Raw genomic sequence first — 25,227 nt, 5'->3', positions numbered from 1 at the left:
TGCAGCCCGATATGAACAGTGCCGCTACCGCCGTCGAGGCCGACAAGAGTGCCTTTCGGCTCCGCCTGCTCGACGCACTCGAGGCCTCGATCATCGAGGACGGCTACCAGAAGACCACGGTCGCCGATATCGTCCGCCGTGCCCGCACCTCACGCCGCACGTTCTACGAGCATTTCGCCGACCGTGAGGAGTGCTTTGTCGCATTGCTCACCAACGCGAATGCCGAACAGGTCCGTCAGATCTCGGCCGCGGTCGATCCGCATGCGCCGTGGCGGGACCAGGTCCGCCAGGCCATCGAGGCGTGGATCGCGTCGGGTGAGGCGCATCCCGAGCTGATGTTGAGTTGGATCCGCGACGTGCCGTCGCTGGGCACGTCCGCACGCGCGCTGCAGCGGGAGGCGATGGAGAACTTCATCGCGATGGTGCAGACGATCAGTGACACCGAGGAGTTTCACGCCGCGGGAGTTCAGGTGTCGCGTCAGCGCGTGATCATGGTGCTGGGCGGCCTACGGGAGCTGACCGCGATCACCGTCGAGAGCGGCGGCCGGATGAGTGACATCACCGAAGAGGCCGTCGACGCGTCGATCGCATTGCTGGAACCCCGCGGGTAACTCACACCACGCGGGCGCGCTGACGGCCAGAGCAGGACACCTTGCCGTGAGCGGTACCGCGGCGTACCGTACGTCTGGTACATCGCGGTACCGACGCGGGAGGGCAAGCATGGCCGAGGCGACGACAGATCCGGTGCGGTTACCGCCCGGACCCCGGATCCCCAAGCTCGTCACCGGGATAGCGTTCCTGGCCGCGCGTCACCGGGCGGTCGCGGCGGTCGGTCGACGCTACGACGGGGCGTTCACCGTGAACCTGCCGATCTTCGGTGAAGCCGTCGTGGTCAGCGACCCGGCTCTGCTCAAAGACCTCTTCACCACGAACGGTGACCTCGTCGGCCGCGCCGCCAACCTCGGCACCGTGTTGGGGCCGGGCTCGACGTTCAGCCTTGACGGGGACGATCACCGGGCCCGCCGCAAGCTGCTCGTGCCCCCGTTTCACGGCAAGCGCATGGCCGGCTACGAGGCCATCGTCGAGGAAGAGGTGCTGCGAGAGACCGCCGGCTGGCCCGAAGGTCGCGAGTTCGCGACGTTGGAGCCGATGATGCGGATCACCCTCAACGCGATCCTGCGCACGGTGTTCGGCGCGCAGGGCCAATCTCTCGACGAACTCCGCGAACTGCTTCCGCCGATGGTGCCGCTCGCGTCCCGCATGGCGGTGCTGCCCGCGGCGCTGCGCCGCGACCTCGGCCCGTGGAGTCCATGGGGCCGGGTGCAACGGTCGCGCCGCCGCTACAACGAGATCGTCGCCTCGCTCATCGCCGAGGCGCGTGCCGATCCTGACTTCGACAACCGATCAGATGTGTTGGCGCTCATGCTGAGTGCGCGCTACGAGGACGGCACGCCGATCTCCGATGCGCATGTGGCCGACGAGCTGCTCACCCTGCTGGCCGCCGGTCATGAGACCACCGCAACGACTTTGGCGTGGGCGATCGAGCGGTTGCGCAGGCATCCGCGGTTGCTGGCCCGGTTGACCGCCGAAGCCGACGCCGGGGGATCCAAACTGCGCCAGGCGACGATTTGGGAGGTGCAACGTACCCGCCCGGTGATCGCCGCCACGAGCCGCGTCGCGCGGCAGCGGTTGCGTCTGGGGGAGTGGGTGATTCCCGAAGGGCATGTCGTGATCGCCAGCATCGCGCTGTCGCACGACTGCGAACGAAATTTCCGCGACGCCAAGACTTTCGACCCCGACCGGTTCCTCGGCGCCAACCCGGACACGCATACGTGGATTCCCTACGGCGGCGGTATCCGTCGCTGCATCGGCGCCGCGTTCGCCAACATGGAGATGAACGTCGTATTGCGCACCCTGTTAAGGGAATTCGAGTTCCGCACCACTTATTCGCCGGGTGAACGCACGCATTCCCGTGGCATCGCGACGGCGCCGAGCCGCGGTGGCGTGGCAGTCGTCTACCGGCGAAGGCGCAGATCGCCGGTGAACACGAACCGCGCCGCCGAGGAGGTCAGCGCATGACCGAGCAGCACATCGTCGACGTCGGGCGTGGAATCCGGCTGTGTTATGAGCAGTTCGGCGACCCGGATGCGACGCCTGTCGTGCTCATCGCCGGGCTGGGCCAGCAACTGCATTCGTGGCCCAACGGGTTTGTCACGGCGCTGGTCGACCGGGGATATCGCGTGACCCGGTTCGACAACCGCGACGCCGGACTGTCCACCCACATGCCGTATCCGCCGCCACCTCCGCTGGCCATCCTGCGCGGCGGCAATCACCCCGACCAGTACCATCTCGGCGACATGGCCCGCGACACCGTGGGACTCCTCGATGCGTTGGGTTACGCGCAGGCGCACCTGGTCGGCATCTCGATGGGCGGCATGATCGCCCAGACCGTGGCCGCCCACCATCCGGGCCGGGTGACGACGCTGACGTCGATCATGTCGAACACCGGTGCGCCGCGCATCGGCAGGCCGGCACCGTCGACGTGGTGGCGGATGGCCACGGCGCGCCCGCCGCGAACCCGTGCCGAGGCCACCGATGCCGCGGTGAAGATGTTCCGGCACATCGGTTCTCACGGCTATCCGTTCGACGAGGCCTGGGTGCGCGAGACATCCGGCATCGACTGGGATCGTGACCCCGCCGCGTCGAAGGGGACGGCCCGGCAACTGGCAGGCATCTTCGCGTCCGGCGACCGCACCGCCGAACTCGCCCATATCGACGTGCCGACGTTGGTGATCCACGGCGACCGCGATCGCATGGTGCATCCGACCGGCGGCGCCGCGACCGCCAGGGCGATTCCGGGTGCGCGGCTGGAAACCATCACCGGCATGGGACACGACCTGCCCGTCGGTGCCTGGCCGAAACTGCTGGATTTGATCACGGCGCACACCGCCGCCCACCCCGAACTCAAGGAGCACCAGTGAGCAAGCGTCGAACCATCAGCGGCCGGACCGTCGTCATATCGGGTGCCGCGTCGGGTATCGGACGTGCGCTCGCGCAACGGCTTTCGGCGCACTCGTGCCCGGTCGCGATCTCCGATGTCGACGAGGGCGGTCTGAAGGAGACCGAAGCCGGCTTGCGCGGCCCGGTCCTGGCCCGCGTACTCGACGTGCGTGACGCCGACGCCCAGCGCGATTTCGCCGCCGAGGTCGCCGACTGGGCGCCACAGCCCATCGGTGCGGTGTTCAACAACGCCGGTGTCGCCGTCTCGTCGAGTGTGCTCGACTCGGTGCCGGAGGACGACAACTGGTTGTGGGACATCAACTTCCACGGTGTCGTCAACGGCACGCGGGCGTTCCTGCCCATCCTGGTCAAACAGGACGAGGGCGCGATCGTCAACACGTCGAGTGTCTTCGGCCTGGTGGGCATGCCCAACCAAAGTGCCTACTGTTCGGCGAAATTCGCGGTGCGCGGGTTCACCGACTCCCTTCGCCAGGAACTGCGGGGGACCGGCGTCACCGCGATCAACGTCCACCCCGGCGGGATCAACACCAACATCGTCCGCAATGCCCGGTTCCGCAAGGACCCCGAAGGTCGCGGCCGCAGCCACGAACAGATGGCCGACGAGTTCGCCGCGATCACGATGACCCAGCCCGACAAGGCCGCCGAGATCATCCATCGCGGGGTGGAGGCGGGCAAGGCCCGGATCATGGTGGGGCCGGACGCGTACGTCTTCGACGCGCTCGCGCGCATCGCACCCACGCGGTATTACGACGTCATTAGCATGGCCATGACGCGGCTGCGCAGCCGAGCCGCCGCGGCGACCCCTTAGCGCTAGCCGACCGGCAGCCCGGCCTGCTGGTGGCGGCGCTGCCGCTCGATGGTCGCGAAGTAGAACGCGAATGCGAACGCGAAGCTCGTGAACAGGCTGGAAACGAAGAACAGCCAGGGATGGCGGATGCCGCGGCGCAGTCCATCGATGATCGTGAACAGCGGCAACAGAATGACATTGGCGATCGTGTAGTCGGCGCTGGCCGAACTCGCGGCCGGATTGGTGTAGCCGAGCTGAATGAACTCGGTCCAGCTTCCCGGACCCCAGATCGGATTACCCCCGGGCACGGCATATTGAGCCACGAACTGCGAGTTGAAATACCAGCACAACGGGATCGACGCGATGCCGACGACGTAGAACGCGAGCTCCGTCTTGGAGAACTGCGGGCCGGGCGGCCGGCTGAAGATCTGTGGATTCAAGCGGACCACGAGCGCGATGACGGCGATACCCAGTACGGCATGAACGATGAGAGACACCATGGCGTGAGCACACTCGCTGACCGATGTTTTGTCAATATTGACATTTCTACAGTGTGATTTGGCGGTGCGGTAATTTACCGGCATGGCCCGGCCGGCGCAGACCGCACGCAGCGAACGCACGCGCGAAGCGTTGCGCCAGGCCGCGCTCGTGCGATTTCTCGCGCAAGGCGTCGAGGACACCTCGGCCGAACAGATCGCCGCCGATGCCGGCGTATCGCTGCGCACGTTCTACCGTCACTTCAACTCCAAGCACGACCTGCTGTTCGCCGACTATGACGCCGGCCTGCACTGGTTCCGCGCCGCATTGGCCGAACGGCCCGCCGGTGAATCCATCCTCGACTCGGTGCAGTCGGCGATCCTGGCTTTTCCCTACGACGTTGACGCCGTCACGAAGATCGCGGCGATGCGCTCGTCCGAACTCGACCCCGGCCGCATCGTGCGGCACATCCGCCAGGTCGAAACGGATTTCGCCGAGGCGGTGGCCGACCACCTGGCCAAACGCGAACCGGCTGCGCCGCGGGGCGACGATCTGCTGCGCGTCGTCGTCACCGCGCGGTGTGTGGCAGCCGCGGTCTTCGGTGCCATGGAGCTGTGGATGGCCGGCGACGAGGAGCGGACGCTGCCCGAGCTCGCGCGGCTGTGCCGGGCGGGGCTGGAATCGCTGCGCTCGGGTCTCGTGTGACCATGTTTTGTCACTATTGACAAAACTTTGGGTCGCATGTCAGCCTCAGCCGATGGCGGATTTCGACGCGATCGTGATCGGTGCCGGCCACAACGGATTGACCGCGGCCGCGCTGTTGCAGCGCGCGGGGCTTCGCACGGTGTGCCTGGAGGGTAAGCGCTATGCCGGCGGCATGGCCTCGACGGTCGAGTTGTTCGAGGGCTACCGGTTCGAGATCGCCGGGTCCCTGCAGTTCCCGACGTCTGCGGTGGTCAGCCGCGAGCTGGGGCTCGACGATCTGCCGACCATCGACCTCGAGGTCATGTCGGTGTCCCTGCGCGGCATCGGCGATGCCCCGGTGGTCTACTACTCCGACCCGATGAAAATGCTGACGCACCTCGGGGACGTGCACGGGGCCGACGCGGTCACCGGCATGGCCGGTCTGATGGCGTGGAGCCAGGCCCCCACACGGGCGCTGGGCCGCTTCGACGCGAATCGGCCGCCGCGCACCCTCGACGAGATGTATGCCTGCGCCACAACAGAATCCGAGCGCGCGGCGATCACCGATCTGCTGTTCGGCTCGGTCAGCGATGTGCTCGACCGCTACCTGCCCGACCGTGAGAAGCACGGCGCACTGCGCGGCATGCTGGCATTCCTTGCCGTCAACACCACCTACCGCGGACCCGAAACACCCGGCAGTGCCGCCGCACTCGCATTCGGGCTCGCCGTGCCCGACGAGAACGCGGTGCTGATGAAGAAGTTGGCAGGCGGCGTCGGCGCGCTCACCGACCATCTGTGCCGGCAACTGGCCGACAGTGGCGGTGAGATACGGCTGCGCAGCAGCGTCGAGAGAATCCTCGTCGGCACCGGGAGAGTGACCGGAGTGCGGTTGACCGACGGTTCGACGGTCACCGCGCCTGTCGTCGTCTCGGCCATCGCACCTGATCTGACGGTCACCGAACTGATCGACCCCGCGGTGCTGCCGGCTGAGGTCCGGGATCGGTTCGGCCACACCGACCACCGTGGCAGCTATCTGCAGATGCACTTCGCCCTCGACGGCGCGCCGACGTTCGACGCACCCTACGAGTTGCTCAACGATCCCGAGATGCAGGCCGCCATCGGCATTTTCAGCACACCCGAGGAACTGCAGCAGCAGTGGCAGGACTCGAGGCGCGGTATCGTCCCCGCCGATCCCGCCATCGCGTTCCAGATACCGTCCGCCCACGATCCGACCCTGGCGCCCGAGGGTAAGCATGCCGCATCGGCATTCTCGCTGTGGTTCCCGGTCGAAGAGGCCACCGCTGGCTACGGGGACATGAAGGTCGAAATGGGCAGGCGCGTCATCGAGAAGATCACCAGGCTCGCACCGGATTTCGAGCGCCGCATCATCCGCCACACGACGTTCACGCCGAAGCACATGGGCACGATGTTCGGCGCACCCGGCGGCGATTACTGTCACGGGCTCATTCATCCCGAGCAGATGGGACCCAACCGGCCCGGACCCAAAGGCTATGTGGACCAACCGATACCGATCGACGGGTTGTACCTGGGTAGTGCCGGATGCCACGGTGGCCCCGGCATCACCTTCATCCCCGGCTACAACGCCGCCAAGGCCGTCCTGGCCGGCTAACGACGGCGCAGCTGCGCAGCCCAGTCGGCCGGAACCCGCCCGCGTGGACCCGGCACCGGCTGATCGGCCGGCCGGTGCTGTGGCGGGGCGAGCTCGGGCCCATCGGCGTAAGCGTTGGTGTCGAAGTTCCAGAACCAGTCCTCACCCGGCTCGAAGGACCGGATGATCGGATGCCCGGTGGCCCGCCAGTGGGCCGATGCGTGACGGGCGGGGGAATCATCGCAACAGCCGATGTGTCCACATGCCGCGCAGCGTCGCAAGTGCACCCACCAGCCGCCCACCGCATCGCATTCCGCGCATCCGGTGCCGCTCGGCGGCGCGGTCGGATCGACGGTATCGCTCATGGCGCCGAGCCTAGCCCGATAGGGTTCGCGGCATGGCAACCAGCGATTCCCGAGAAGTTGTGATCGAAGCGACGCCGGAGGAGATTCTCGACGTCATCGCCGACGTCGAGGCGACACCCAGCTGGTCACCGCAGTTCCAGCGTGCCGAGATCCTCGAGACGTTCGACGACGGCCGTCCGCGGCGGGCCAAGATGACGGTCAAGGCCGCCGGGCTGACCGACGAGCAGGTGATCGAGTACACCTGGTCGGAGAACAAGGTCAGCTGGACGTTGGTGAGTGCCGGCCAGCTCAAGGCCCAGGACGCCAGCTACACGTTGACGCCCGACGGTGACAAGACCAGGGTTCGGTTCGACATGTCGATCGACCTGTCGGTGCCGCTGCCGGGGTTCATCCTCAAGCGGACCATGAAGGGCGGTATGGAGACCGCCACGGACGGTCTGCGCAAGCAGGTGCTCAAGGTCAAGAAGGGCTGACCTTTCCGGCGTTCGCCGCCGACGCGGACTGCGCGAGCTCGGTCAGCAACGGCGGGATGTCCATGCGGCCCAGCAGCACCTCGATGAAGACCATGCGGTCCTGTGCGTCGGCGCCTGCGGTCAACGCGTCGTCGAGTTCGCCGTAGGTGCTGACCCGGAACGTCAGGGCATCGGAGACCCCCAGTGCTGCGGGTAGTTCGGTCCAGCGCCATCCGCTGATGTCGTTGTATTCGGCTGTGACGCCGTGGATCGCGCGCTCGACCGTATATCCGTCGTTGTTGACCACGACCACGACGGGCGCGAGCCCGGCGCGGCCGAAGGCGCCGAGTTCCTGGACGGTCAGCTGCGCGGCGCCGTCCCCGATCAACAGCACCGTGCGGCGGTCGCGGTCGGCCAGGCCGGCGCCGAGTGCGGCGGGCAGCGTGTAGCCGATCGAGCCCCACAGCGGCTGGCCGATGAACGTGACGCCGGACGCCAATCGGTGCCCGGCCATGCCGTAGAACGACGTGCCCTGGTCGGCCAGTACTACGTTGCCCGGCGTCAACGCGTCGGAAAGCCTGTCCCACAACGTTTCCTGCGTCAGCGCGGCGTCGCGCGCCGGAGGTGTGGCGGTTTGGCGGGCGGGGGCCGGCGGCAACGCCTGCGACGTCACACCGCGGCCCTTGAGGATCGAGGTGACGGCATCCAGCGCGGCTCCCATGTCGAGCGGGGCGAACACCTGCCCCGCGACCACGCTCTGGTTGACACCGATGTCGATGGTGCGGGCCGGGTCGATGCGCTGGCTGAAGAACCCGCTGACCATATCGGTGAACAACACGCCGGCGGTCATCAGCACGGGCGCCTCCTCGATCACCTCACGAACCGAATCCTCGCTGGCCGCACCGGCATAGATCCCGAGGAAGTTCGGCGAGCTCTCGTCGACCAGGCTCTTGCCCCACATCAGCGTCGCGTGCGGGACGGTGTCGGCGCCGAGCAGGGCATTGAGCTCGTCGACGCAGCCCATCCGATGTACCAGGAAGTCCGCGAGCACAGTCAGCCGGTGCTCACCGATGAGCTGGGATGCGGCTTCGGTGAACATCGAAAGCGCCCGCGGGCTGGTGCCACCGGTGTAGCGGGGTAGCGGCGCGGCCGGCGGCTCGGTGGGGAAGCGGGCCACATCGGTTGCGAGCAGCAGATACCCGGGGCGCTTCTGCTCGCGGACTTCCGAGAGGACGCGGTCGATCTCGCGGGTCGCCGTGGCGGGCACCAGATTGGCCTGGGCGCACGTGATTTCGCGGCTCATGCGCAGGAAGTGCTCGAAGTCGCCGTCGCCGAGGGTGTGGTGCACGATGCGCCGTGCCGCCTGAGAGTCCTTGGACGGCGCACCGACGATGTGCACGACCGGAACATGTTCGGCGTAACTGCCCGCGACCGCGTTGGCGGCCGAGAGTTCGCCGACGCCGAACGTGGTGACCAGCGCGGCCATCCCGCGCAGCCTGCCGTAGCCGTCGGCGGCGTAACCGGCGTTGAGTTCGTTGGCGCCGCCGATCCAGGTCATGCGCGGGTGGGCCAGAATGTGGTCGAGAAACTCCAGCTGATAGTCGCCGGGGACGCCGAAAATCTCGGTCACGCCGAGTTCTGCGAGGCGGTCCAGTAGATAGTCACCGACTGTGTAGGCGTTTTCCGTCACCCAGCTAGTGTGCCTCGCATGACGAACACGGGACCCCTGGCCGGGGTGAGAGTTATCGAGCTCGGCGGCATCGGCCCCGGGCCGCACGCCGCGATGATGCTGTCCGATCTGGGCGCTGATGTGGTGCGGGTGCGCCGTCCGGGCGGTCTGACCATGCCCCCCGAGAACGTCGATCTGCTGCACCGCGGCAAACGTATCGTCGACCTCGACGTCAAGGCCGAACCCGGCAAGTTGCTCGATCTCGTCGCCAAGGCCGACGTGCTGCTGGACTGCTTCCGCCCCGGCACCTGTGAACGGCTGGGCATCGGGCCGCAGGACTGCGAGGCCGTCAACCCGCGTCTGATCTTCGCGCGCATCACCGGCTGGGGGCAGGACGGCCCGCTCGCGCAGACCGCGGGCCATGACATCAACTACCTGTCGCAGACGGGTGCGCTGTCCGCGATCGGCTACCGCGACCGGCCGCCCGTCGCGCCGCTGAACCTGGTCGCCGATTTCGGCGGCGGGTCGATGCTCGTGCTGGTCGGCATCGTCTCGGCGCTCTATGAGCGCGAACGTTCCGGAAAAGGGCAGGTGATCGACGCCGCGATGGTCGACGGGGTCAGCATGCTCGCGCAGATGATGTGGACCATGCGGGCCACCGGAACGCTGCGCGACGAGCGGGAGTCGTTTCTGCTCGACGGTGGGGCGCCGTACTACCGCACCTATGAGACGGCCGACGGCAAGTACATGGCCGTCGGCGCGATCGAACCGCAGTTCTTCGCTCAGCTGGTCGCCGGCTTGGGTCTCGGCGCCGACGAGATCCCCGGACAGTTCGAGCTGACCCGCTACGACGAGATGCGGGAAATCCTCACCGAGCGATTCAAGTCCAAGACTCGCGACGAATGGACGAAGATCTTCTCCGGCACCGATGCCTGCGTGACACCCGTCCTCACGTGGGGCGAGGCCGCCGAAAACGAACATCTGCGGGCCCGCTCGACGCTCGTCGCGGTCGACGGCGTCGACCAGGCCGCACCCGCGCCGCGCTTCTCCCGCACGCCGCCCGCGGCGCCGGGCACCCCACCCCAATCCACCACCGACATCGGGGACATCGGCTGGGATTAGGGTCTTTGGACCATTGCCGCGGCCACCGGAGCTGGCCAGGATTGAGGTATGACTTCCTCGACGGCACCGGTAGTGGTCGGAATCGACGGCAGCGACAGCGCGGTGAACGCCGCGCGCTGGGCGGGGGCGGTCGCCGAGAAACTCGGTACGCCGCTGCATGTCTTGCACGCGCTGCCGACGATCGGCCGCAACCTGACCCAGACCGCCGGTGCCATGGTCGCGGCAATGATGAGCTATCAGCAGGACTGCGCCGAGATCTTTCTCAAGGCCGCGGTCGAGGCGGTCAGCGCTGAACGCCCCGGCCTGCAGATCACCACGGCCTCGGTCAACGAGCCGGCCGACGAGGCGCTGATCGCGGCGAGCGCACAGGCGCGCCTCGTCGTGCTCGGCGGCAAGGCGGTCACGCCCGCCGCGGCGTTGCTGATCGGCTCGACGGCGCTCGCTGTGACCACCCGCGCGGCGTGCCCGGTGGTCGCGTTCCGTGGCGACCGCGTCGCGCCCGGCGGCGGGCCGATCGTGGTCGGTGTCGACGACAGCCCGGCCGCCGAGAATGCGCTGGCGACCGCGTTCGAACTGGCCGACCGGCTGGGAGTCCCGCTCAAGGCCGTCCGCTCCCTGTCGTTTGCCGTACCGGCCGAGACAGGTGTCACGATCCCGTTCGTCATCGACTGGGAGGCTCTGGAAGTCGCCGAACTGACAGCCTTGACCGAAACCGTTGATGCGCAGAACAAACGCCATCCCGATGTCGACGCGAAGTGCTTCGTCGAGCCGGTCTCACCCGGTAAGGCCATCATGCGCCACGCCGACGGAGCCGAACTCGTCGTGGTCGGTACCCGCGGCCGCAACGCACTGGCCGGTGTGGTGCTCGGGTCGACGAGCCTCAACATGCTGCACCACAGCCCGGTGCCGGTCCTGGTGTGCCGCGCCGACAGGCAAGGAGATGAGCGATGAAGTCACCATCCGAACGCCGCGGCATCGTCGTCGGGATCGACGGTTCGTCGTCATCCGACGCGGCAGTACGGTGGGCCGCGCAGGACGCGGCGCTGCGGCGGGTACCGCTCATCCTCGTCTACGCGCAGGGCACTGCCGCAGCCCCGGTATGGCTGGATGTGCCACTGTCCGAAGAGTATTGGCAGGTGCAAGAGCAGCACGGCCGGGATGTGCTGGCCGCTGCGCGCCGGGTCGCGCAGGAAGCCACCGCCACGGCCGAACCGCTCCACATCGTCGAGAAGCTCACCCCCGCCCACGCGGTCGCGACGCTGATCGACTGTTCGCGCGAAGCCGATCTCGTGGTGGTGGGTTCGCGCGGCCTCGGAAAGTGGGGCAGGCGCATCCTCGGCTCGGTGAGTTCCACCCTGGTGCTGCACGCCAACGGTCCCGTCGCGGTCATCCACGACGGCGTATCCGTATCGGAGACCGCGCCGGTGGTGGTGGGGCTCGACGGATCGCCCGCGTCTGAGCTGGCCACCGAGATCGCATTCGACGAGGCGTCGCGGCGCGGTGTGGAACTCGTTGTGGTGCATACCTGGAACGATCTCGACTACAACTTCCCCGACGTCAGGTGGACCGATCTCAAACCCCGCGAAGAACGGGTGCTTGCCGAGCAGTTGGCGGGCTGGGCCGAGCGGTATCCGGACGTCGCGGTGCGGCGAATCGTCATGCGGGACAATCCGGCACGGCAACTGCTGGAACAGGGGGAGTCCGCACAGCTCATCGTGGTCGGCAGCCGCGGCCGGGGCGGTTTCACCGGGATGCTGCTCGGTTCGGTGAGTTCGGAGGTCCTCCACTCGGCCCGGGTACCGGTGATCGTCGCACGACGATCATCCTGATCGCCCCAAACCGCCGTCCGGGAGCGCCCGCGGCGTTAGATTTGCCGGCATGGCCGTCCAAGCCTCCACGGAAGTGGTCTTCGACGCGCCGCCGGAGGCGATCATGGATGTGCTCGCCGACGTCGACGCGTTACCGGCCTGGTCGTCGTTGCACCGGCATGTCGAGGTGATCGACCGTTATCCCGACGGCCGTCCGCACCATGTCAAGGCCACCATGCGGTTGCTCGGCATCACCGACAAGGAGTTGCTGGAGTACCACTGGGGTGAGCACTGGATGGTGTGGGACGCCGAGGCCAACCTGCAGCAGCGTGGACAGCACGTCGAGTACAACCTCACGCCCGAGGTCGACAGAACCCGGGTGCGGTTCGACATCATCGTCGATTTGGCGATGCCGATACCGGAATTCTTGATCAAGCGGGCCAAGAAGCTTGTGCTCGACGTTGCCACCGAACAATTGCGGCGTCGCGTCATGAGTAAAGCTCAGCGTGAGTAGAACGGAATAGCTCGGCGGCGGTGGACGGTTGGTGCGGGTATGTCCACCGGAATCGTGCTCGCCGTGAACCTGTCCGCGCCCAATGTCGTCGATGACGCGATTGCCCAGGCCCGCAGCGCCTTCGACGCTGGAGTTCGGCAGATCTGGCTGGCGCAGCGGTTCGATGTCGATGCCATCGCGCTGGCCGGTCTGATCGGTGCGGCGGTTCCCGGCCTTGGCGTCGGCACGTCGGTGGTGCCGATCAACCCGCGCCATCCGCTGCTGGTGGCGTCCGCGGCCCAGACCGCGCAGGCAGCCGCGCACGGCAACTTCAGCCTCGGGCTCGGCTTGGGATCGCACGCACCGGAACAACAGGGCTTCGGCACCGTGTGGCCGAACCCGGTGGAACGGCTACGCGAACATCTGGAGGTGCTCCGGGCCATCTTCGATGACGGCGAGGTCAATTACCGTGGCCGCGAATTCACCGTCGAACCCGAGTGGCCGGTACGTATCCCGGGCGGAACGCCGGTGCCCATCTACGTGGCCGCGATGGGTCCCAAGGCGTTGAGCGTCACCGGTGAACTCGCCGACGGCACGCTGCCGTACCTGGCCGGGCCGCGTACCGTCGGCGAGTTCATCGTGCCGACGATCAACGATGCTGCCGCCGCAGTGGGTCGGCCCGTGCCGCGTGTGACCGCGATGGTGCCCGCGCTGGTTTCCGACGACGTCGACGCCGCACGCGAGCTGGCCGCGCAGCAGCTGGCGTTCTACGAGACCATCCCGTCGTATCAGAAGGTCATCGCCCGGGAAGGGGTGTCCAGTGTCGCCGAGCTCGCTGCCGTCGGCTCCGCTGACCAGGTCCGTGCCCAGCTTCGGACCTATCTCGATGCCGGGGCGACCGACGTGGCCCTCAGCCCGCTGCGCACGGAACAGTCCGACTTGCAGGCGCTTTGGGATGTGACGGCCTCGCTCTGACGGTCGCTGCGCCACACGTTCGAAACGCCGGTGACGGGCGGCCGCAACATTGGTGGCCTAGCCTGGCCGGTCATGCGGCCCCATCGGCGATCGGCTCTGCTCGAACAGCTGATGGCTGATCCAGTTTCGCCGTCACAACAGGCCGTCCTCCATGAACTGCGCCGTGCGATTCTCGACGGCGGCGTACCACCCGGGACGCCGATCCCGCTCGCCGAGGTGGCCGAAGTGTTCGGAGTCAGCCAGATCCCGGTCCGCGAGGCACTCAAGACCCTCATCGGCGAGGGCCTGGTCGCCCACCGCCGCAATGCCGGATACCGCGTGGCAGTGTTGACTCCTGCGGAGCTGCGCGAGATGTACATCGTGCGTGAGACTTTGGAGTCGGCGTCATTGATGGTTGCGGTGGCCAACGCATCCGACGCCGACCGGGCGGCCGCGATCGAGGTGAACCGGTTGCTCGAGCAGGCGATCGCCGACGACGACGCGGTGGCCTACCACCGTCAGAGCCGGCAGTTCCACGCCGCCCTGACCCGGCCGTCACGCATGCACCGCCTGCTGCACATGCTGGAGGCGGCCTGGAACGTCACCGAGCCCGTGCAGTCGATGGTGCATGTCGGCCCGGCCGACCGCGCTCACCTGCACGCCGATCACCGCGAGATGCTCGACGCGTTCCTCGCGGAGGATCCCGAGCGTCTGGTCGCGGCCTCCGAGGCACATGCGGCGCGGCTCAACGCGGTGATCGCGACCCTGCCGACCGACACCGGACTGCTGGCCTGACGGCGCTGAATATATTTCTCCCGAAATAGCGGCATAGCGCTGGGGAAATGCCGCGGAAACACTGCGTTTCTAGCGTCAGCCCATGACAGAAACCGCAGTTCCCAAGACCACCGGCGATCTTGCGCCGGGTGCCGTGGTCGGGGCCGGAGATCTCATCGAGGCGGCCGGACACCCGGTCGGCAGCGGCGACATCAAACCCGGCTACGACCCGCGGCTGACCAACGAGGACCTCGCGCCGCTGCGCAAGCAGACGTGGGGCTCCTACAACATATTCGCGTTCTGGATGTCCGACGTGCACAGCGTCGGCGGCTACGTGACGGCGGGCAGCTTGTTCGCCCTCGGCCTGGCCAGCTGGCAGGTGCTGGTCGCACTGCTCATCGGCATCACGATCGTGTACTTCTTCTGCAATCTGGTCGCGAAACCGAGCCAGGCCGCGGGCGTGCCCTACCCGGTGATCTGCCGGACGGTGTTCGGTGTGCTCGGCGCGAACATCCCGGCGATCATCCGCGGGTTGATCGCGGTCGCCTGGTACGGCATCCAGACCTTCCTGGCGTCGGCGGCGCTCGACATCGTGCTCATCAAACTGTTTCCCGCACTGGCGCCCTACGCGGTGGTCGCCGACTACGGTTTCGCGGGCCTGTCGCTGCTGGGCTGGGGCAGCTTCCTGCTGCTGTGGGTCCTGCAGGCCTGCGTGTTCTGGCGCGGCATGGAGTCGATCCGCAAGTTCATCGACTTCTGCGGGCCCGCCGTCTACGTCGTGATGTTCCTGCTCTGCGGATATCTGATCTACCAGGCAGGCTGGAGCGCAATCGATCTCAACCTCGGCGACGTCACCTACACCGGGTGGGCCTCGGTGCCGGTCATGCTGGGCGCGATCGCCTTGGTGGTGTCCTACTTCTCCGGTCCGATGCTCAACTTCGGTGACTTCTCGCGTTACGGAAAAACGTTCGCGGCCGTGAAGAAAGGCAACTTCCTCGGACTGCCGGTGAACTTCCTGGTGTTCTCGGTGCTGGTGGTGGTGACGGCCTCGCTCACGCTTCCGGTGTTCGGCGAGCTGATCACCGACCCGGTCGAGACGGTGGCCCGCATCGACAGCACATTCGCGATCGTGCTGGGCGCGTTGACGTTCACGATCGCCACGATCGGCATCAACATCGTCGCGAACTTCATCAGCCCGGCATTCGACTTCTCCAATGTCAGCCCGCAGCGCATCAGCTGGCGCGCCGGCGGCATGATCGCGGCCGTGGGGTCGGTGCTGATCACGCCGTGGAACCTCTACAACAACCCGGAAGTCATCCACTACACCCTCGAGACGCTCGGCGCGTTCATCGGACCGCTGTTCGGTGTGCTGATCGCCGACTACTACCTGGTGCGCAAGCAGAAGGTCGTCGTCGACGACCTGTTCACCATGGCGGAGTCCGGAAAGTACTGGTACAGCAAGGGTTACAACCGGATCGCGGTGATCGCGACCGTGGTCGGCGCGGTGCTGGCCGTCATTCCGGTGCTCCTCGCCGGAACTGTCGTGGGCATGCACACCGCGGCTCAGTACAGCTGGTTCATCGGCTGCGGTGTCGCGTTCGGCCTGTACTACGGGTTGGCCAAACGGGATTCGCTGGTCGCCGTGTCGGTGTCGTGATCCGCATCTGGGTGGTGGACCCGAGATCGATCCGACGGCGCTAGGCCGCCGGATGCACCGCGCGCCAGTGCTCGGCGATCTCGATGCGACGGGCCAGCCACACGTTCTCGTGGGCCTGCACGTGGTCGAGAAATCGCTCGAGCCCCGCGGTGCGGGCGGGCCGGCCCGCGAGCCGGCAGTGCAGTCCGACCGAAAGCATCTTGGGGTTGCCCGCCACGCCCTCGGCGTACAGCACGTCGAACGCGTCGCGCAGATGTGCGAAGAACTCCTCACCGTTGGAAAACCCTGCGGGGGAAGCGAAGCGCATGTCGTTGGTGTCCAACGTGTACGGCACGACCAGGTGGTCTTTCTCTGCCACCCGAACCCAGTACGGTAGGTCGTCGGCATAGGAATCGGAGTCGTAGACGAATCCGCCGTGCTCCACGACGAGTTCGCGGGTGTTCGGTGAGTCGCGGCCGGTGTACCAGCCCAGCGGGGCCGCACCGGTGAGCTCGGTCAGGATCCGCACCGCCTCGGCCATGTGCTCGCGCTCGGTGTCACGATCGATCAGCTGGTACGACTTCCATTGCAGGCCGTGGCACGCGATCTCATGGCCGAGCTCGGCGAAAGCGGCCACCGCCTCTGGATTGCGCTGCATCGCGCGGGCCACCGCGAAGATCGTCAACGGGATCTGGCGACGCTCGAAAACCCTTAGCAGCCGCCATAACCCGGCCCGCGACCCGTATTCGTACAGCGACTCCATGCTCATGTGGCGGTTGGGAAACGCCTCGGCGGGCGTCATCTCCGACAAGAACGTCTCCGAGGCCGGGTCGCCGTCGAGCACGCAATTCTCGGCGCCCTCCTCGTAATTGAGCACGAACTGCACCGCGATCGCCGCACCGCCGGGCCACTGCGGGTCTGGTGGCGTGCGGCCGTAACCGATCAGATCTCTCGGGTAGCTCACCCGGCTATCGTCACAGATGTGGCCGCGGTTAGCTGATCGCGCGCGAAAAGGCGATGACACAGTGTCACGTCAAGGTGCTGATCCGTTACACAATGCCGGGGCTGTTGGGCTGTTCTGCCTGGCAGGATGACTCCCACTAACCACTTCTTCGCTAGAGGTCGATAAGTCGTGTCCGGCACTGTCTTCGAACGTCAACTTCCATCGCAACACGTTGTGCGCCAATCCCTCAGCGAATCCGAACTCGGCTGCTTCTGGCTCGCGGACAGCGGCGCAGGCACCCAATTCCCGGCGGTCGCCCGGACGGCGCACTACGACCTGGTCATCGTGGGCGGCGGCTACACCGGGCTGTGGAGCGCGCTGCTGGCGGTTCAGCGTGACCCCGGCATCCGGGTTGCGCTCGTGGAAGCCGCCACGATCGGCAGCGCCGCCTCGGGCCGGAATGGCGGGTTCGTCGAGGCCAGCCTCACCCATGGCGAGGCGAACGGACGCAGTCGATGGCCACAAGAATTCGACACGCTGCAGCGGCTCGGCCACGAGAACCTCGACGCCATCGAGAAGGCGGTGCTCGAACTCGGCCTTGACTGCGATTTCGAACGCAACGGTGTGCTCAACGTTGCGGTTGAGGACTATCAGGCCGCCGAATTATGCTCGCAGCCGGAGCATTCCGGCAGCACGTTCCTCGACCAGAGTGCCGTTCGGGAGCAGGTGAATTCGCCGACGTACCTGGCCGGTCTCTACTCGCCGCGCGAGGCCGCGACCGTACACCCGGCCAAGCTGGCCGCCGAACTCGCGCGGGTGTGTGCACGCAGTGGCGTGGAAATCTTCGAGAACACCCCGGTGACGGGACTGACCGGCGCGCGCGGGCAGGCGCCGATCTGCGTCGCGACCGAGGTCGCGCCCCTCTATGCCGACCGAGTCATCCTGGCCACCAATGCCTTTCCATCACTGCTCAAGCGGTATCGGTACCACACGGTGCCGGTGTACGACTACGTGTTGATGACCGAGCCGCTGTCGGACGCACAGCTGGATTCCATCGGATGGCGTGGCCGCCAAGGCATTGCGGACATGGCCAACCAGTTCCACTACTACCGGTTGTCGGCCGACAATCGCATCCTGTGGGGCGGATACGACGCGGTGTATCACTTCGGCCGACGCATCGACCCCCGCCTCGAAGACCGGCCCGAGACCTACACCCGGCTCGCGAGTCATTTCTTCACCACGTTCCCACAGCTCGAAGGCCTGAAATTCAGCCACCGCTGGGCCGGCGTGATCGACACGTCGACGCAGTTCTGCGCATTCTTCGGTGGCGCGAACCGGGGCCGCATCGCGTATGCGGCGGGATTCACCGGTCTGGGCGTCGCGGCGACGCGGTTCGCCGCGAATGTTCTGCTCGACAAAGTCCAGGGACAGCGCACCGAACGAACTGAGCTGTCGATGGTGACGTCCAAGCCGTTGCCCTTCCCGCCGGAACCGCTGGCCTGGCTCGGGGTCACGGCGACGCGGTGGGCGCTGGACCGCGCCGATCACCGCGACGGCAAGCGCAATCTGCTGTTGCGTGCGCTCGACGCCGCGGGTCTCGGCTTCGACTCCTGATTCAGTAGACGGTCAGGCCGTCTCGCGTCAGCGCTGTCTCAGCACTTCAAGACGCCGGATCGCCTCGTCGATGGTCTCGTCACGCTTGCAGAACGTGAAGCGCACCAAGTGATTCCACACATCGGCGTGCGGTGCCTCGGGATCGCAGAACGCCGACATCGGGATCGCGGCCACCCCAGCCTTGTGGGGGAGTTCGGCACAGAATGCGGCGCTGTCGGAATAGCCGAGCGGTCGCGGGTCGGCACACAGGAAGTACGTGCCGTGGCTGTCGTGCACTTCGAAACCCAAGTCGGTCAATGCCGAGCCGAGCCGGTCACGCCTCGTCTGGAAGGTGTCGCGCAGGTCCGCCACCCAGCCGTCCTCGTTGTTGAGAGCATGCGCCACGGCGGGCTGGAACGGTGCCCCGCCCACGTACGTCAGGTATTGCTTGGCCGCACGCACCCCGGCGATCAATTCGGGTGCCCCGCACGCCCACCCGATCTTCCAGCCCGTGACGTTGAACATCTTGGCCGCGCTGGAAATCGTGACGGTGCGCGCCGACATCCCCGGATACCCGGCCAGCGGCATGTGCCGATAGCCGTCGAAGACCAGTTGCTCGTACACCTCGTCGGTGATGACGAGCAGGTCGTGTTCGACGGCTACTGCGGCAATCGCGCTCAACTCCGCGTCGGAGGCCACCGCCCCGGTCGGATTGTGCGGGGTGTTGAGGATCAGTGCCCGGGTTTTCGGCGTGACCGCGCGACGGAGGCCATCGAGGTCGATGACGAATCCGCGGCCGTCCGGTACCAACGGGACCGCGCGGCGAACACAACCGGCCATCGCGATCACGGGGGAGTACGAGTCGTAGAACGGCTCGATCACGACAACTTCGGAACCCGGTTCAACCAGCCCGATGAGCGAGGCCGCGATCGCCTCCGTGGCGCCGACCGTCACCAGCACCTCGGTTTCGGGGTCGTAGTCGATGCCGTAGTGACGTTTGCGCTGCGCGGCGATCGCCTGGCGCAATTCGGCGATGCCCAGCCCGGGCGGGTACTGGTTGGCGCCATCGGCGATTGCGTTCTGTGCCACTTTCAGCATCGCGGCCGGCCCGTCCTCATCGGGAAAGCCCTGGCCCAGATTCACCGCGCCCAAGCGCGTGGCCAGCGCCGACATCTCCGCGAACACTGTGACGGCGTAGGGCTGCAGCCTTGTGACGGTCATGTTTCTAGAGGCTAGTGCGGGAATGAACCGGGCACCTGTGGCGCTTAGTGCGGCGTGACCGACAAGATTTTCCGCCTCGACGCCGACGCCGCACTGCTGCAGCCCATCCAGGTGGGCGACACCGCCGCGACCAACCGGCTGTTCATGGCACCGCTGACCCGCTCGCGCGCCGACGCCGACGGCACCCCGTCGCCGCTGGCCGCCGAGTATTACTCACAGCGAGCCTCCGCGGGAATCATCATCAGTGAGGCAACCGCCATCGCCGAGACTGCCAACGGTGCCTACATGAACACCCCTGGCATCTACACCGACCGGCATCAGGCCGGATGGGCCGAGATCGCCGATGCCGTGCATACGGCGGGCGGCAAGATGTTCGTGCAGCTGTGGCACGTCGGCCGGCTGGCGCATCCCGAGATCAGCGGGGCGGAATCCGTCGCGCCCTCGGCGATAGCCGCCGACATGCTCAGCCACACGCCCACCGGAAAGAAGCCGCTGGAGACGCCGCGGGCGCTGCGCACCGACGAGTTGCCCGGCATCGTCGACCAGTTCCGCGCGGCCGCGCGCCGGGCGATCGATGCGGGCATGGACGGTGTCGAGATCCACGCGGCCAACGGCTACCTGCTGCACCAGTTCCAGTCGGATGTGATCAACCAGCGCACCGACGCCTACGGCGGTTCGCCGGAGAACCGGGCGCGGTTGACCGCCGAGGTCGTCGAGGCCGTCGTCGCCGAAATCGGTGCCGGACGGGTCGGTGTCCGCATCTCGCCCGGCAACCACGCCGGCGACATGCACGAGAACGACACCGTGAGCGTCTACGAGGCACTCCTGAACCGCATCGCACCGCTCAACATCGCCTACCTGCACCTGCTGATCGATCCCAGCGCGCACACGTTCGGCGTGATCCGGGCACTGTGGCCTGGCACGTTCGTGCTGAACACCGGCCGAAACACCGGTACCGACTTCAGCCAGCTCGAGAGCTACGCCGAATGGGGTGCGATCAGCGCGGCCGCGGTGGGCCGGACCTACCTGGCCAACCCCGACCTGATCGACCGGCTGATCCTCGGCGCCGAACTCAACGAGCCCGACGTGGCGACGTTCTACGCGCCCGGGCCGGTCGGCTACATCGATTACCCGACGCTGGCCGAGGTGGCCGAGCCCAAGTCCGCCTGAGCGGGGTGGCCACACGGCCGCGCCAGTAACGCTGTGGCGGTTTTTCGGCCGTTTTTCCGCCACAGCGTTACTGGCGTGATGTCCACGCCTTGGCGATCCGGCCGAGCACGTTCGCTTCACCGTCGCGGCGGGTCACCCGGATGACGATCCAACCGTTGTCGGTCATCTCGTCAACCCGAGCGATGTCCTTGCGCAGGACGTTGGGATCGGTATGGTGGCGGCCTTCGTATTCGACCGCGATCTTCAATTCCGGCCACGCGAGATCGACGTCACCGATCAACGCGCCGTACTCGTTGCGCACGGGGTATTGCGTGTTCGGTGGCGGGTAGCCCGCACGCACGACCAGCAGCCGCAACCACGTTTCCTGCGGCGATTCCGCTCCCGGGTCCACGAGCGCGATAGAGGCGCGGGCTTGCTTGATGCCTTTGCGTCCCGAATGCCGCGCAGCCGCCAGCTCGATGTCAGCCATCTTCAACCGCGCCGCTCGCGCGAGCGCGTCGATCGCCGCTATGGCGGTGTCTTCGGGGAACTTGCAGGCCAGGTCCATTGCGGTACGCGCCGGTGTGGTCAAACGTATACCGCCGATCAGGCAGATCTCGTCGTCATCGACCGCATCCCCCCACGCGACGATCCCGCGGGCGGGCCGGTGATTGGTGTCGATGATGTACGCGGGCAAGCCGGCGTCGATCCAACGCGCGCCGTGCAATGCAGCGGCCGAAAATCCGGCCAATATTCCGCGCCGCCGGGAGCGCAACCAGCAGGCTTTGGCTCGCAGTACCGCCGAAGGCGGGGTATCCCGCGCGACATAGACATCGCGGTGCACTGCGATGAAGCGGCTCCGCAATTCATGACGTGTCAGTGTGCCCGCGGCCATAGCCTCGCTGCCGATGAACGGTTCCCCCATTGCCGGAGTGTGCCGACACGCACTGACATCCCGCGATGCGCAGCGTTCAAGCTCCCAACCAACAGGTTGATCGAAGCCCCTGGTAGCCTCCGGGCAGAGGCCCATCTGCTGCGCGGATGGACCCGTCAATCAACCTGACAGGACCTGGAGCAAAGACATGTCCGAAGAAGCCTTTATCTACGAGGCGATCCGTACGCCGCGCGGTAAGCAGCGCAACGGCTCGCTGAACGAGGTCAAGCCCGTCAACCTGGTCGTCGGCCTGATCGAAGAGATCCGCAGCCGCTACCCCGACCTGGACGAGACGCTGATCAGCGACGTCATCCTGGGCGTCGTCTCACCGGTCGGTGACCAGGGCGGCGACATTGCCCGTACCGCAGGGCTGGTGGCCAAGCTGCCCGAGACCACCGGCGGTTTCCAGCTCAACCGCTTCTGCGCCTCGGGTTTGGAGGCCGTCAACCTGGCCGCCCAGAAGGTCCGTTCCGGCTGGGACGACCTGGTGCTGGCCGGTGGCGTCGAATCGATGAGCCGCGTGCCGATGGGTTCCGACGGCGGCGCCTGGGCCTCTGACCCGGAGACCAACTACCGCATCGGCTTCGTCCCGCAGGGCATCGGTGCCGACCTGATCGCCACGATCGAGGGCTTCTCGCGCGACGACGTCGACGCCTACGCGCTGCGGTCGCAGCAGAAGGCCGCCGCGGCGTGGTCGGGCGGCTACTTCGCGAAGTCGGTCGTGCCCGTCAAGGATCAGAACGGTCTGGTCATCCTCGACCATGACGAGCACATGCGTCCCGACACCACCCTCGAGGGCCTGGGCAAGCTCAAGACCGCGTTCGACGGCATCGGCGCGATGGGCGGATTCGACGACGTGGCGCTGCAGAAGTACCACTACGTCGAGAAGATCAACCACGTCCACACCGGCGGCAACAGCTCGGGCATCGTCGACGGCGCGGCGCTGGTGATGATCGGTTCCGAAAAGGCGGGCCAGTCGCAGGGCCTCACCCCGCGGGCGCGCATCGTGGCCACCGCCACCAGCGGCGCCGATCCGGTCATCATGCTCACCGGCCCGACGCCGGCCACGCGCAAGGTGCTGGACCGTGCCGGGCTGACGGTCGACGACATCGACCTGTTCGAGCTCAACGAGGCGTTCGCCTCGGTGGTGCTGAAGTTCCAGAAGGACCTCAACATCCCCGACGAGAAGCTCAACGTCAACGGTGGCGCCATCGCGATGGGCCACCCGCTCGGCGCCACCGGCGCCATGATCACCGGAACCATGGTCGACGAGCTCGAGCGTCGCGGTGCTCGGCGTGCACTGATCACGCTGTGCATCGGCGGCGGCATGGGCGTTGCCACCATCATCGAGCGCGTCTAGGGAGAAGCGAACAGTCATGGCAGAGAACACCATTCAGTGGGACAAGGATGCCGACGGCATTGTCACCCTGACGCTGGACGACCCGACCGGCTCGGCCAACGTGATGAACGAGCACTACAAGGAATCCATGCACAACACGGTGGAACGCCTTGTTGCCGAAAAGGATTCGATCACCGGTGTGGTCATCACCAGCGCGAAGAAGACCTTCTTCGCGGGCGGTGACCTCAAGGGCATGATCAACGTCGGCCCGGAGAACGCCGGCGACGCCTTCAGTGAGGTCGAATTCATCAAGGCCGACCTGCGCAAGCTGGAGACCCTGGGCAAGCCTGTCGTCGCCGCCATCAACGGTGCTGCGCTGGGTGGCGGCCTGGAGATCGCGCTGGCGTGTCATCACCGCATCGCCGCCGACGTCAAGGGCAGCCAGATCGGTCTGCCCGAGGTCACTCTGGGCCTGCTGCCCGGCGGTGGCGGCGTGACCCGCACCGTGCGCATGTTCGGCATCCAGAAGGCCTTCATGGAGGTGCTGAGCCAGGGCACCCGGTTCAACCCGACCAAGGCCAAGGAAACCGGTCTGGTCGACGAATTGGTCGGCAGCGTCGAGGAATTGGTGCCCGCCGCCAAGGCCTGGATCAAGGCCAACCCCGACAGCCACACTCAGCCGTGGGACGTCAAGGGCTACAAGATGCCCGGCGGCACGCCGTCGCATCCGGCACTGGCCGGCATCCTGCCGTCGTTCCCGGCGTTGCTGAAGAAGCAGCTCAAGGGTGCGCCGATGCCCGCCCCGCGCGCGATCCTCGACGCCGCCGTCGAAGGTGCGCAGGTCGACTTCGACACCGCGTCGCGCATCGAGAGCCGCTACTTCACCCAGCTCGTCACGGGCCAGGTCGCCAAGAACATGATCCAGGCGTTCTTCCTGGATCTGCAGCACATCAACGGCGGCGGCAGCCGGCCCGATGGCATCGCCAAGCAGGAGATCAAGAAGATCGGCGTGCTGGGCGCGGGCATGATGGGCGCCGGCATCGCCTACGTGTCGGCCAAGGCCGGCTACGACGTCGTGCTCAAGGACGTCACGATCGAGGCCGCGCAGAAGGGCAAGGCCTACTCGGAGGGCCTGGAGGCCAAGGCACTCAAGCGAGGCAAGACCACCGAGGAGAAGTCCGCCGCGCTGCTCGCCAAGATCACCCCGACCGCCGATCCGCAGGATCTGAAGGGCGTCGACTTCGTGATCGAGGCCGTATTCGAGGATCAGGACCTCAAGCACAAGGTCTTCCAGGAGATCGAGGACATCGTCGAGCCGAACGCACTGCTGGGCTCGAACACCTCCACGCTGCCGATCACCGGTCTTGCCACCGGCGTGAAGCGCCAGGAGGACTTCATCGGCATCCACTTCTTCTCACCGGTCGACAAGATGCCGCTCGTGGAGATCATCAAGGGCGAGAAGACCTCTGACGAGGCGCTGGCCCGGGTGTTCGACTACACCCTGGCGATCAAGAAGACCCCGATCGTCGTCAACGACAGCCGCGGCTTCTTCACCTCGCGCGTGATCGGCACGTTCGTCAACGAGGCGCTGGCCATGCTGGGCGAGGGTGTCGAACCGGCCAGCATCGAGCAGGCGGGTTCGCAGGCCGGCTACCCGGCTCCGCCGCTGCAGCTGTCCGACGAGCTGAACCTCGAGCTCATGCACAAGATCGCGGTCGCGACCCGCAAGGGCGTCGAGGCTTCCGGTGGCACGCACGTGCCGCACCCGGCCGAGGCCGTGGTCGAGAAGATGATCGAGATCGGCCGCCCGTCGCGTCTGAAGGGTGCCGGGTTCTACGAGTACGCCGACGGCAAGCGCGTTGGCCTGTGGTCCGGTCTGCGGGAGACGTTCAAGTCAGGCAGCTCGACCCCGCCGCTGCAGGACATGATCGACCGCATGCTGTTCGCCGAGGCACTCGAGACCCAGAAGTGCTTCGACGAGGGCGTGCTGACCTCGACCGCAGACGCGAACATCGGCTCGATCTTCGGCATCGGCTTCCCGGCCTGGACCGGTGGTGTGCACCAGTTCATCGTCGGCTACGAAGGCCCGTCCGGTAAGGGCAAGGAAGGCTTCGTGGCGCGCGCCAAGGAGCTGGCCGCCAAGTACGGCGACCGCTTCCTGCCGCCGGCCTCGCTGGAGTCGTAGGCAACAACGTCG

At 66.8% G+C, this 25,227-nt stretch carries 24 protein-coding genes; 18 read left to right on the top strand and 6 right to left on the bottom strand.

Translation table 11 applies throughout. The annotated features are described in order from the left end of the window. Positions 1 to 11 precede the first annotated feature (11 nt). The 4 genes from AWC31_RS00250 to AWC31_RS00235 all read left to right on the top strand — a co-directional run bounded on the left by AWC31_RS00250 (position 12) and on the right by AWC31_RS00235 (position 3,829). Complete coding sequence (locus AWC31_RS00250) at positions 12 to 611, top strand: TetR/AcrR family transcriptional regulator (protein ID WP_067846424.1); 600 nt, start codon at positions 12 to 14, stop codon at positions 609 to 611. 109 nt (positions 612 to 720) lie between these two features. Further along, on the top strand, positions 721 to 2,079 hold the full coding sequence (locus AWC31_RS00245; RefSeq protein WP_085141774.1) for a cytochrome P450: 1,359 nt from the start codon (positions 721 to 723) through the stop codon (positions 2,077 to 2,079). After that, positions 2,076 to 2,981: an alpha/beta fold hydrolase gene (locus AWC31_RS00240; protein ID WP_085141772.1), complete on the top strand. Its 906-nt coding sequence runs from the start codon at positions 2,076 to 2,078 to the stop codon at positions 2,979 to 2,981. Before AWC31_RS00245 ends, AWC31_RS00240 begins: the two co-directional genes overlap by 4 nt. After that, positions 2,978 to 3,829, top strand: coding sequence for an SDR family NAD(P)-dependent oxidoreductase (locus AWC31_RS00235; RefSeq protein ID WP_085141770.1), 852 nt, complete (start codon positions 2,978 to 2,980; stop codon positions 3,827 to 3,829). Before AWC31_RS00240 ends, AWC31_RS00235 begins: the two co-directional genes overlap by 4 nt. A gap of 2 nt (positions 3,830 to 3,831) precedes the next feature. On the opposite strand, the gene AWC31_RS00230 is transcribed toward AWC31_RS00235, so the two are convergent. Beyond that, on the bottom strand, positions 3,832 to 4,308 hold the full coding sequence (locus tag AWC31_RS00230; protein WP_085141769.1) for a DUF2834 domain-containing protein: 477 nt from the start codon (positions 4,306 to 4,308) through the stop codon (positions 3,832 to 3,834). Positions 4,309 to 4,390: 82 nt separating this feature from the next. On the opposite strand from AWC31_RS00230, the gene AWC31_RS00225 reads away from it, so the two are divergent. Together AWC31_RS00225 and AWC31_RS00220 are read left to right on the top strand one after the other, a co-directional pair. Beyond that, positions 4,391 to 4,990, top strand: a complete 600-nt coding sequence (locus tag AWC31_RS00225) for a TetR/AcrR family transcriptional regulator (RefSeq protein ID WP_085141767.1) — start codon at positions 4,391 to 4,393, stop codon at positions 4,988 to 4,990. A 52-nt stretch (positions 4,991 to 5,042) separates the two neighbouring features. Beyond that, positions 5,043 to 6,599 (top strand): phytoene desaturase family protein, encoded by a 1,557-nt coding sequence (locus AWC31_RS00220; protein ID WP_085141765.1) that lies wholly within the window; start codon positions 5,043 to 5,045, stop codon positions 6,597 to 6,599. On the opposite strand, the gene AWC31_RS00215 is transcribed toward AWC31_RS00220, so the two are convergent. Next, positions 6,596 to 6,943, bottom strand: coding sequence for a UBP-type zinc finger domain-containing protein (locus AWC31_RS00215; RefSeq protein ID WP_067846403.1), 348 nt, complete (start codon positions 6,941 to 6,943; stop codon positions 6,596 to 6,598). The genes AWC31_RS00220 and AWC31_RS00215 overlap by 4 nt on opposite strands. 32 nt (positions 6,944 to 6,975) lie before the next feature. Between AWC31_RS00215 and AWC31_RS00210 the strand changes: the two genes are divergently transcribed. Then, on the top strand, positions 6,976 to 7,416 hold the full coding sequence (locus AWC31_RS00210; RefSeq protein ID WP_085141763.1) for an SRPBCC family protein: 441 nt from the start codon (positions 6,976 to 6,978) through the stop codon (positions 7,414 to 7,416). Here the strand turns inward: AWC31_RS00210 and AWC31_RS00205 are convergent. Continuing rightward, entirely contained in the window at positions 7,403 to 9,085 is a 1,683-nt protein-coding gene (locus AWC31_RS00205; protein WP_085141762.1) for an alpha-keto acid decarboxylase family protein, read from the bottom strand. The genes AWC31_RS00210 and AWC31_RS00205 overlap by 14 nt on opposite strands. Positions 9,086 to 9,103: 18 nt before the next feature. Here AWC31_RS00205 and AWC31_RS00200 point away from each other — a divergent pair, with 18 nt between their 5' ends. The 7 genes from AWC31_RS00200 to AWC31_RS00170 all read left to right on the top strand — a co-directional run bounded on the left by AWC31_RS00200 (position 9,104) and on the right by AWC31_RS00170 (position 15,872). Beyond that, positions 9,104 to 10,186, top strand: coding sequence for a CaiB/BaiF CoA transferase family protein (locus AWC31_RS00200; RefSeq protein WP_085141760.1), 1,083 nt, complete (start codon positions 9,104 to 9,106; stop codon positions 10,184 to 10,186). Between the two features lie 48 nt (positions 10,187 to 10,234). Next, complete coding sequence (locus AWC31_RS00195) at positions 10,235 to 11,137, top strand: universal stress protein (RefSeq protein WP_085141758.1); 903 nt, start codon at positions 10,235 to 10,237, stop codon at positions 11,135 to 11,137. Then, positions 11,134 to 12,015 (top strand): universal stress protein, encoded by an 882-nt coding sequence (locus AWC31_RS00190; RefSeq protein ID WP_085141757.1) that lies wholly within the window; start codon positions 11,134 to 11,136, stop codon positions 12,013 to 12,015. The genes AWC31_RS00195 and AWC31_RS00190 overlap by 4 nt, the downstream gene beginning before the upstream one ends. A 49-nt stretch (positions 12,016 to 12,064) precedes the next feature. After that, a complete protein-coding gene (locus AWC31_RS00185) occupies positions 12,065 to 12,508 on the top strand; it encodes an SRPBCC family protein (RefSeq protein WP_085141755.1) in 444 nt (147 codons plus the stop codon). 39 nt (positions 12,509 to 12,547) lie between these two features. Further along, positions 12,548 to 13,462, top strand: coding sequence for an LLM class F420-dependent oxidoreductase (locus AWC31_RS00180; RefSeq protein WP_085141753.1), 915 nt, complete (start codon positions 12,548 to 12,550; stop codon positions 13,460 to 13,462). Positions 13,463 to 13,534: 72 nt separating this feature from the next. Next, positions 13,535 to 14,236, top strand: a complete 702-nt coding sequence (locus tag AWC31_RS00175; protein ID WP_085141751.1) for a GntR family transcriptional regulator — start codon at positions 13,535 to 13,537, stop codon at positions 14,234 to 14,236. A gap of 82 nt (positions 14,237 to 14,318) precedes the next feature. Then, positions 14,319 to 15,872 (top strand): NCS1 family nucleobase:cation symporter-1, encoded by a 1,554-nt coding sequence (locus AWC31_RS00170; protein ID WP_085141749.1) that lies wholly within the window; start codon positions 14,319 to 14,321, stop codon positions 15,870 to 15,872. A gap of 40 nt (positions 15,873 to 15,912) precedes the next feature. Here AWC31_RS00170 and puuE read toward each other — a convergent pair whose 3' ends face one another. Continuing rightward, on the bottom strand, positions 15,913 to 16,815 hold the full coding sequence (puuE, locus tag AWC31_RS00165) for an allantoinase PuuE (RefSeq protein WP_085141748.1): 903 nt from the start codon (positions 16,813 to 16,815) through the stop codon (positions 15,913 to 15,915). Positions 16,816 to 16,983: 168 nt separating this feature from the next. On the opposite strand from puuE, the gene AWC31_RS00160 reads away from it, so the two are divergent. After that, positions 16,984 to 18,408 carry an NAD(P)/FAD-dependent oxidoreductase gene (locus tag AWC31_RS00160; protein ID WP_085141746.1) on the top strand — a complete coding sequence of 475 codons (1,425 nt, stop codon included), beginning with the start codon at positions 16,984 to 16,986 and terminating at the stop codon, positions 18,406 to 18,408. A 27-nt stretch (positions 18,409 to 18,435) separates the two neighbouring features. On the opposite strand, the gene AWC31_RS00155 is transcribed toward AWC31_RS00160, so the two are convergent. Beyond that, the gene (locus tag AWC31_RS00155; protein WP_085141745.1) at positions 18,436 to 19,608 is read right to left on the bottom strand and encodes a pyridoxal phosphate-dependent aminotransferase; all 1,173 of its coding nucleotides are present in this window, start codon (positions 19,606 to 19,608) and stop codon (positions 18,436 to 18,438) included. 54 nt (positions 19,609 to 19,662) lie between these two features. Between AWC31_RS00155 and AWC31_RS00150 the strand changes: the two genes are divergently transcribed. After that, the gene (locus tag AWC31_RS00150; protein WP_207626265.1) at positions 19,663 to 20,778 is read left to right on the top strand and encodes an alkene reductase; all 1,116 of its coding nucleotides are present in this window, start codon (positions 19,663 to 19,665) and stop codon (positions 20,776 to 20,778) included. Positions 20,779 to 20,845: 67 nt separating this feature from the next. On the opposite strand, the gene AWC31_RS00145 is transcribed toward AWC31_RS00150, so the two are convergent. After that, on the bottom strand, positions 20,846 to 21,682 hold the full coding sequence (locus AWC31_RS00145) for a type IV toxin-antitoxin system AbiEi family antitoxin (RefSeq protein ID WP_085141743.1): 837 nt from the start codon (positions 21,680 to 21,682) through the stop codon (positions 20,846 to 20,848). 157 nt (positions 21,683 to 21,839) lie between these two features. On the opposite strand from AWC31_RS00145, the gene AWC31_RS00140 reads away from it, so the two are divergent. Together AWC31_RS00140 and AWC31_RS00135 are read left to right on the top strand one after the other, a co-directional pair. After that, positions 21,840 to 23,051, top strand: coding sequence for an acetyl-CoA C-acetyltransferase (locus AWC31_RS00140; RefSeq protein ID WP_067846341.1), 1,212 nt, complete (start codon positions 21,840 to 21,842; stop codon positions 23,049 to 23,051). A 16-nt stretch (positions 23,052 to 23,067) separates the two neighbouring features. Further along, the gene (locus AWC31_RS00135) at positions 23,068 to 25,215 is read left to right on the top strand and encodes a 3-hydroxyacyl-CoA dehydrogenase NAD-binding domain-containing protein (protein WP_085141742.1); all 2,148 of its coding nucleotides are present in this window, start codon (positions 23,068 to 23,070) and stop codon (positions 25,213 to 25,215) included. The last annotated feature ends 12 nt before the right edge of the window (positions 25,216 to 25,227 follow it).

This window comes from Mycolicibacterium wolinskyi (genome assembly GCF_002101965.1).
Taxonomy (GTDB): Bacteria; Actinomycetota; Actinomycetes; order Mycobacteriales; family Mycobacteriaceae; genus Mycobacterium; species Mycobacterium wolinskyi.
This window is presented reverse-complemented; position numbering and strand designations above follow the sequence as displayed.

What these genes read in the sequence shown, in the direction of transcription:
- AWC31_RS00250 (WP_067846424.1), top strand. Translation starts at nt 12, where the DNA reads ATGAACAGTGCCGCTACCGCCGTCGAGGCCGACAAGAGTGCCTTTCGG.
- AWC31_RS00245 (WP_085141774.1), top strand. Translation starts at nt 721, where the DNA reads ATGGCCGAGGCGACGACAGATCCGGTGCGGTTACCGCCCGGACCCCGG.
- AWC31_RS00240 (WP_085141772.1), top strand. Translation starts at nt 2,076, where the DNA reads ATGACCGAGCAGCACATCGTCGACGTCGGGCGTGGAATCCGGCTGTGT.
- AWC31_RS00230 (WP_085141769.1), bottom strand. Translation starts at nt 4,308, where the DNA reads ATGGTGTCTCTCATCGTTCATGCCGTACTGGGTATCGCCGTCATCGCG.
- AWC31_RS00225 (WP_085141767.1), top strand. Translation starts at nt 4,391, where the DNA reads ATGGCCCGGCCGGCGCAGACCGCACGCAGCGAACGCACGCGCGAAGCG.
- AWC31_RS00220 (WP_085141765.1), top strand. Translation starts at nt 5,043, where the DNA reads ATGGCGGATTTCGACGCGATCGTGATCGGTGCCGGCCACAACGGATTG.
- AWC31_RS00215 (WP_067846403.1), bottom strand. Translation starts at nt 6,943, where the DNA reads ATGAGCGATACCGTCGATCCGACCGCGCCGCCGAGCGGCACCGGATGC.
- AWC31_RS00210 (WP_085141763.1), top strand. Translation starts at nt 6,976, where the DNA reads ATGGCAACCAGCGATTCCCGAGAAGTTGTGATCGAAGCGACGCCGGAG.
- AWC31_RS00200 (WP_085141760.1), top strand. Translation starts at nt 9,104, where the DNA reads ATGACGAACACGGGACCCCTGGCCGGGGTGAGAGTTATCGAGCTCGGC.
- AWC31_RS00195 (WP_085141758.1), top strand. Translation starts at nt 10,235, where the DNA reads ATGACTTCCTCGACGGCACCGGTAGTGGTCGGAATCGACGGCAGCGAC.
- AWC31_RS00190 (WP_085141757.1), top strand. Translation starts at nt 11,134, where the DNA reads ATGAAGTCACCATCCGAACGCCGCGGCATCGTCGTCGGGATCGACGGT.
- AWC31_RS00185 (WP_085141755.1), top strand. Translation starts at nt 12,065, where the DNA reads ATGGCCGTCCAAGCCTCCACGGAAGTGGTCTTCGACGCGCCGCCGGAG.
- AWC31_RS00180 (WP_085141753.1), top strand. Translation starts at nt 12,548, where the DNA reads ATGTCCACCGGAATCGTGCTCGCCGTGAACCTGTCCGCGCCCAATGTC.
- AWC31_RS00175 (WP_085141751.1), top strand. Translation starts at nt 13,535, where the DNA reads ATGCGGCCCCATCGGCGATCGGCTCTGCTCGAACAGCTGATGGCTGAT.
- AWC31_RS00170 (WP_085141749.1), top strand. Translation starts at nt 14,319, where the DNA reads ATGACAGAAACCGCAGTTCCCAAGACCACCGGCGATCTTGCGCCGGGT.
- AWC31_RS00155 (WP_085141745.1), bottom strand. Translation starts at nt 19,608, where the DNA reads ATGACCGTCACAAGGCTGCAGCCCTACGCCGTCACAGTGTTCGCGGAG.
- AWC31_RS00145 (WP_085141743.1), bottom strand. Translation starts at nt 21,682, where the DNA reads ATGGGGGAACCGTTCATCGGCAGCGAGGCTATGGCCGCGGGCACACTG.
- AWC31_RS00140 (WP_067846341.1), top strand. Translation starts at nt 21,840, where the DNA reads ATGTCCGAAGAAGCCTTTATCTACGAGGCGATCCGTACGCCGCGCGGT.
- AWC31_RS00135 (WP_085141742.1), top strand. Translation starts at nt 23,068, where the DNA reads ATGGCAGAGAACACCATTCAGTGGGACAAGGATGCCGACGGCATTGTC.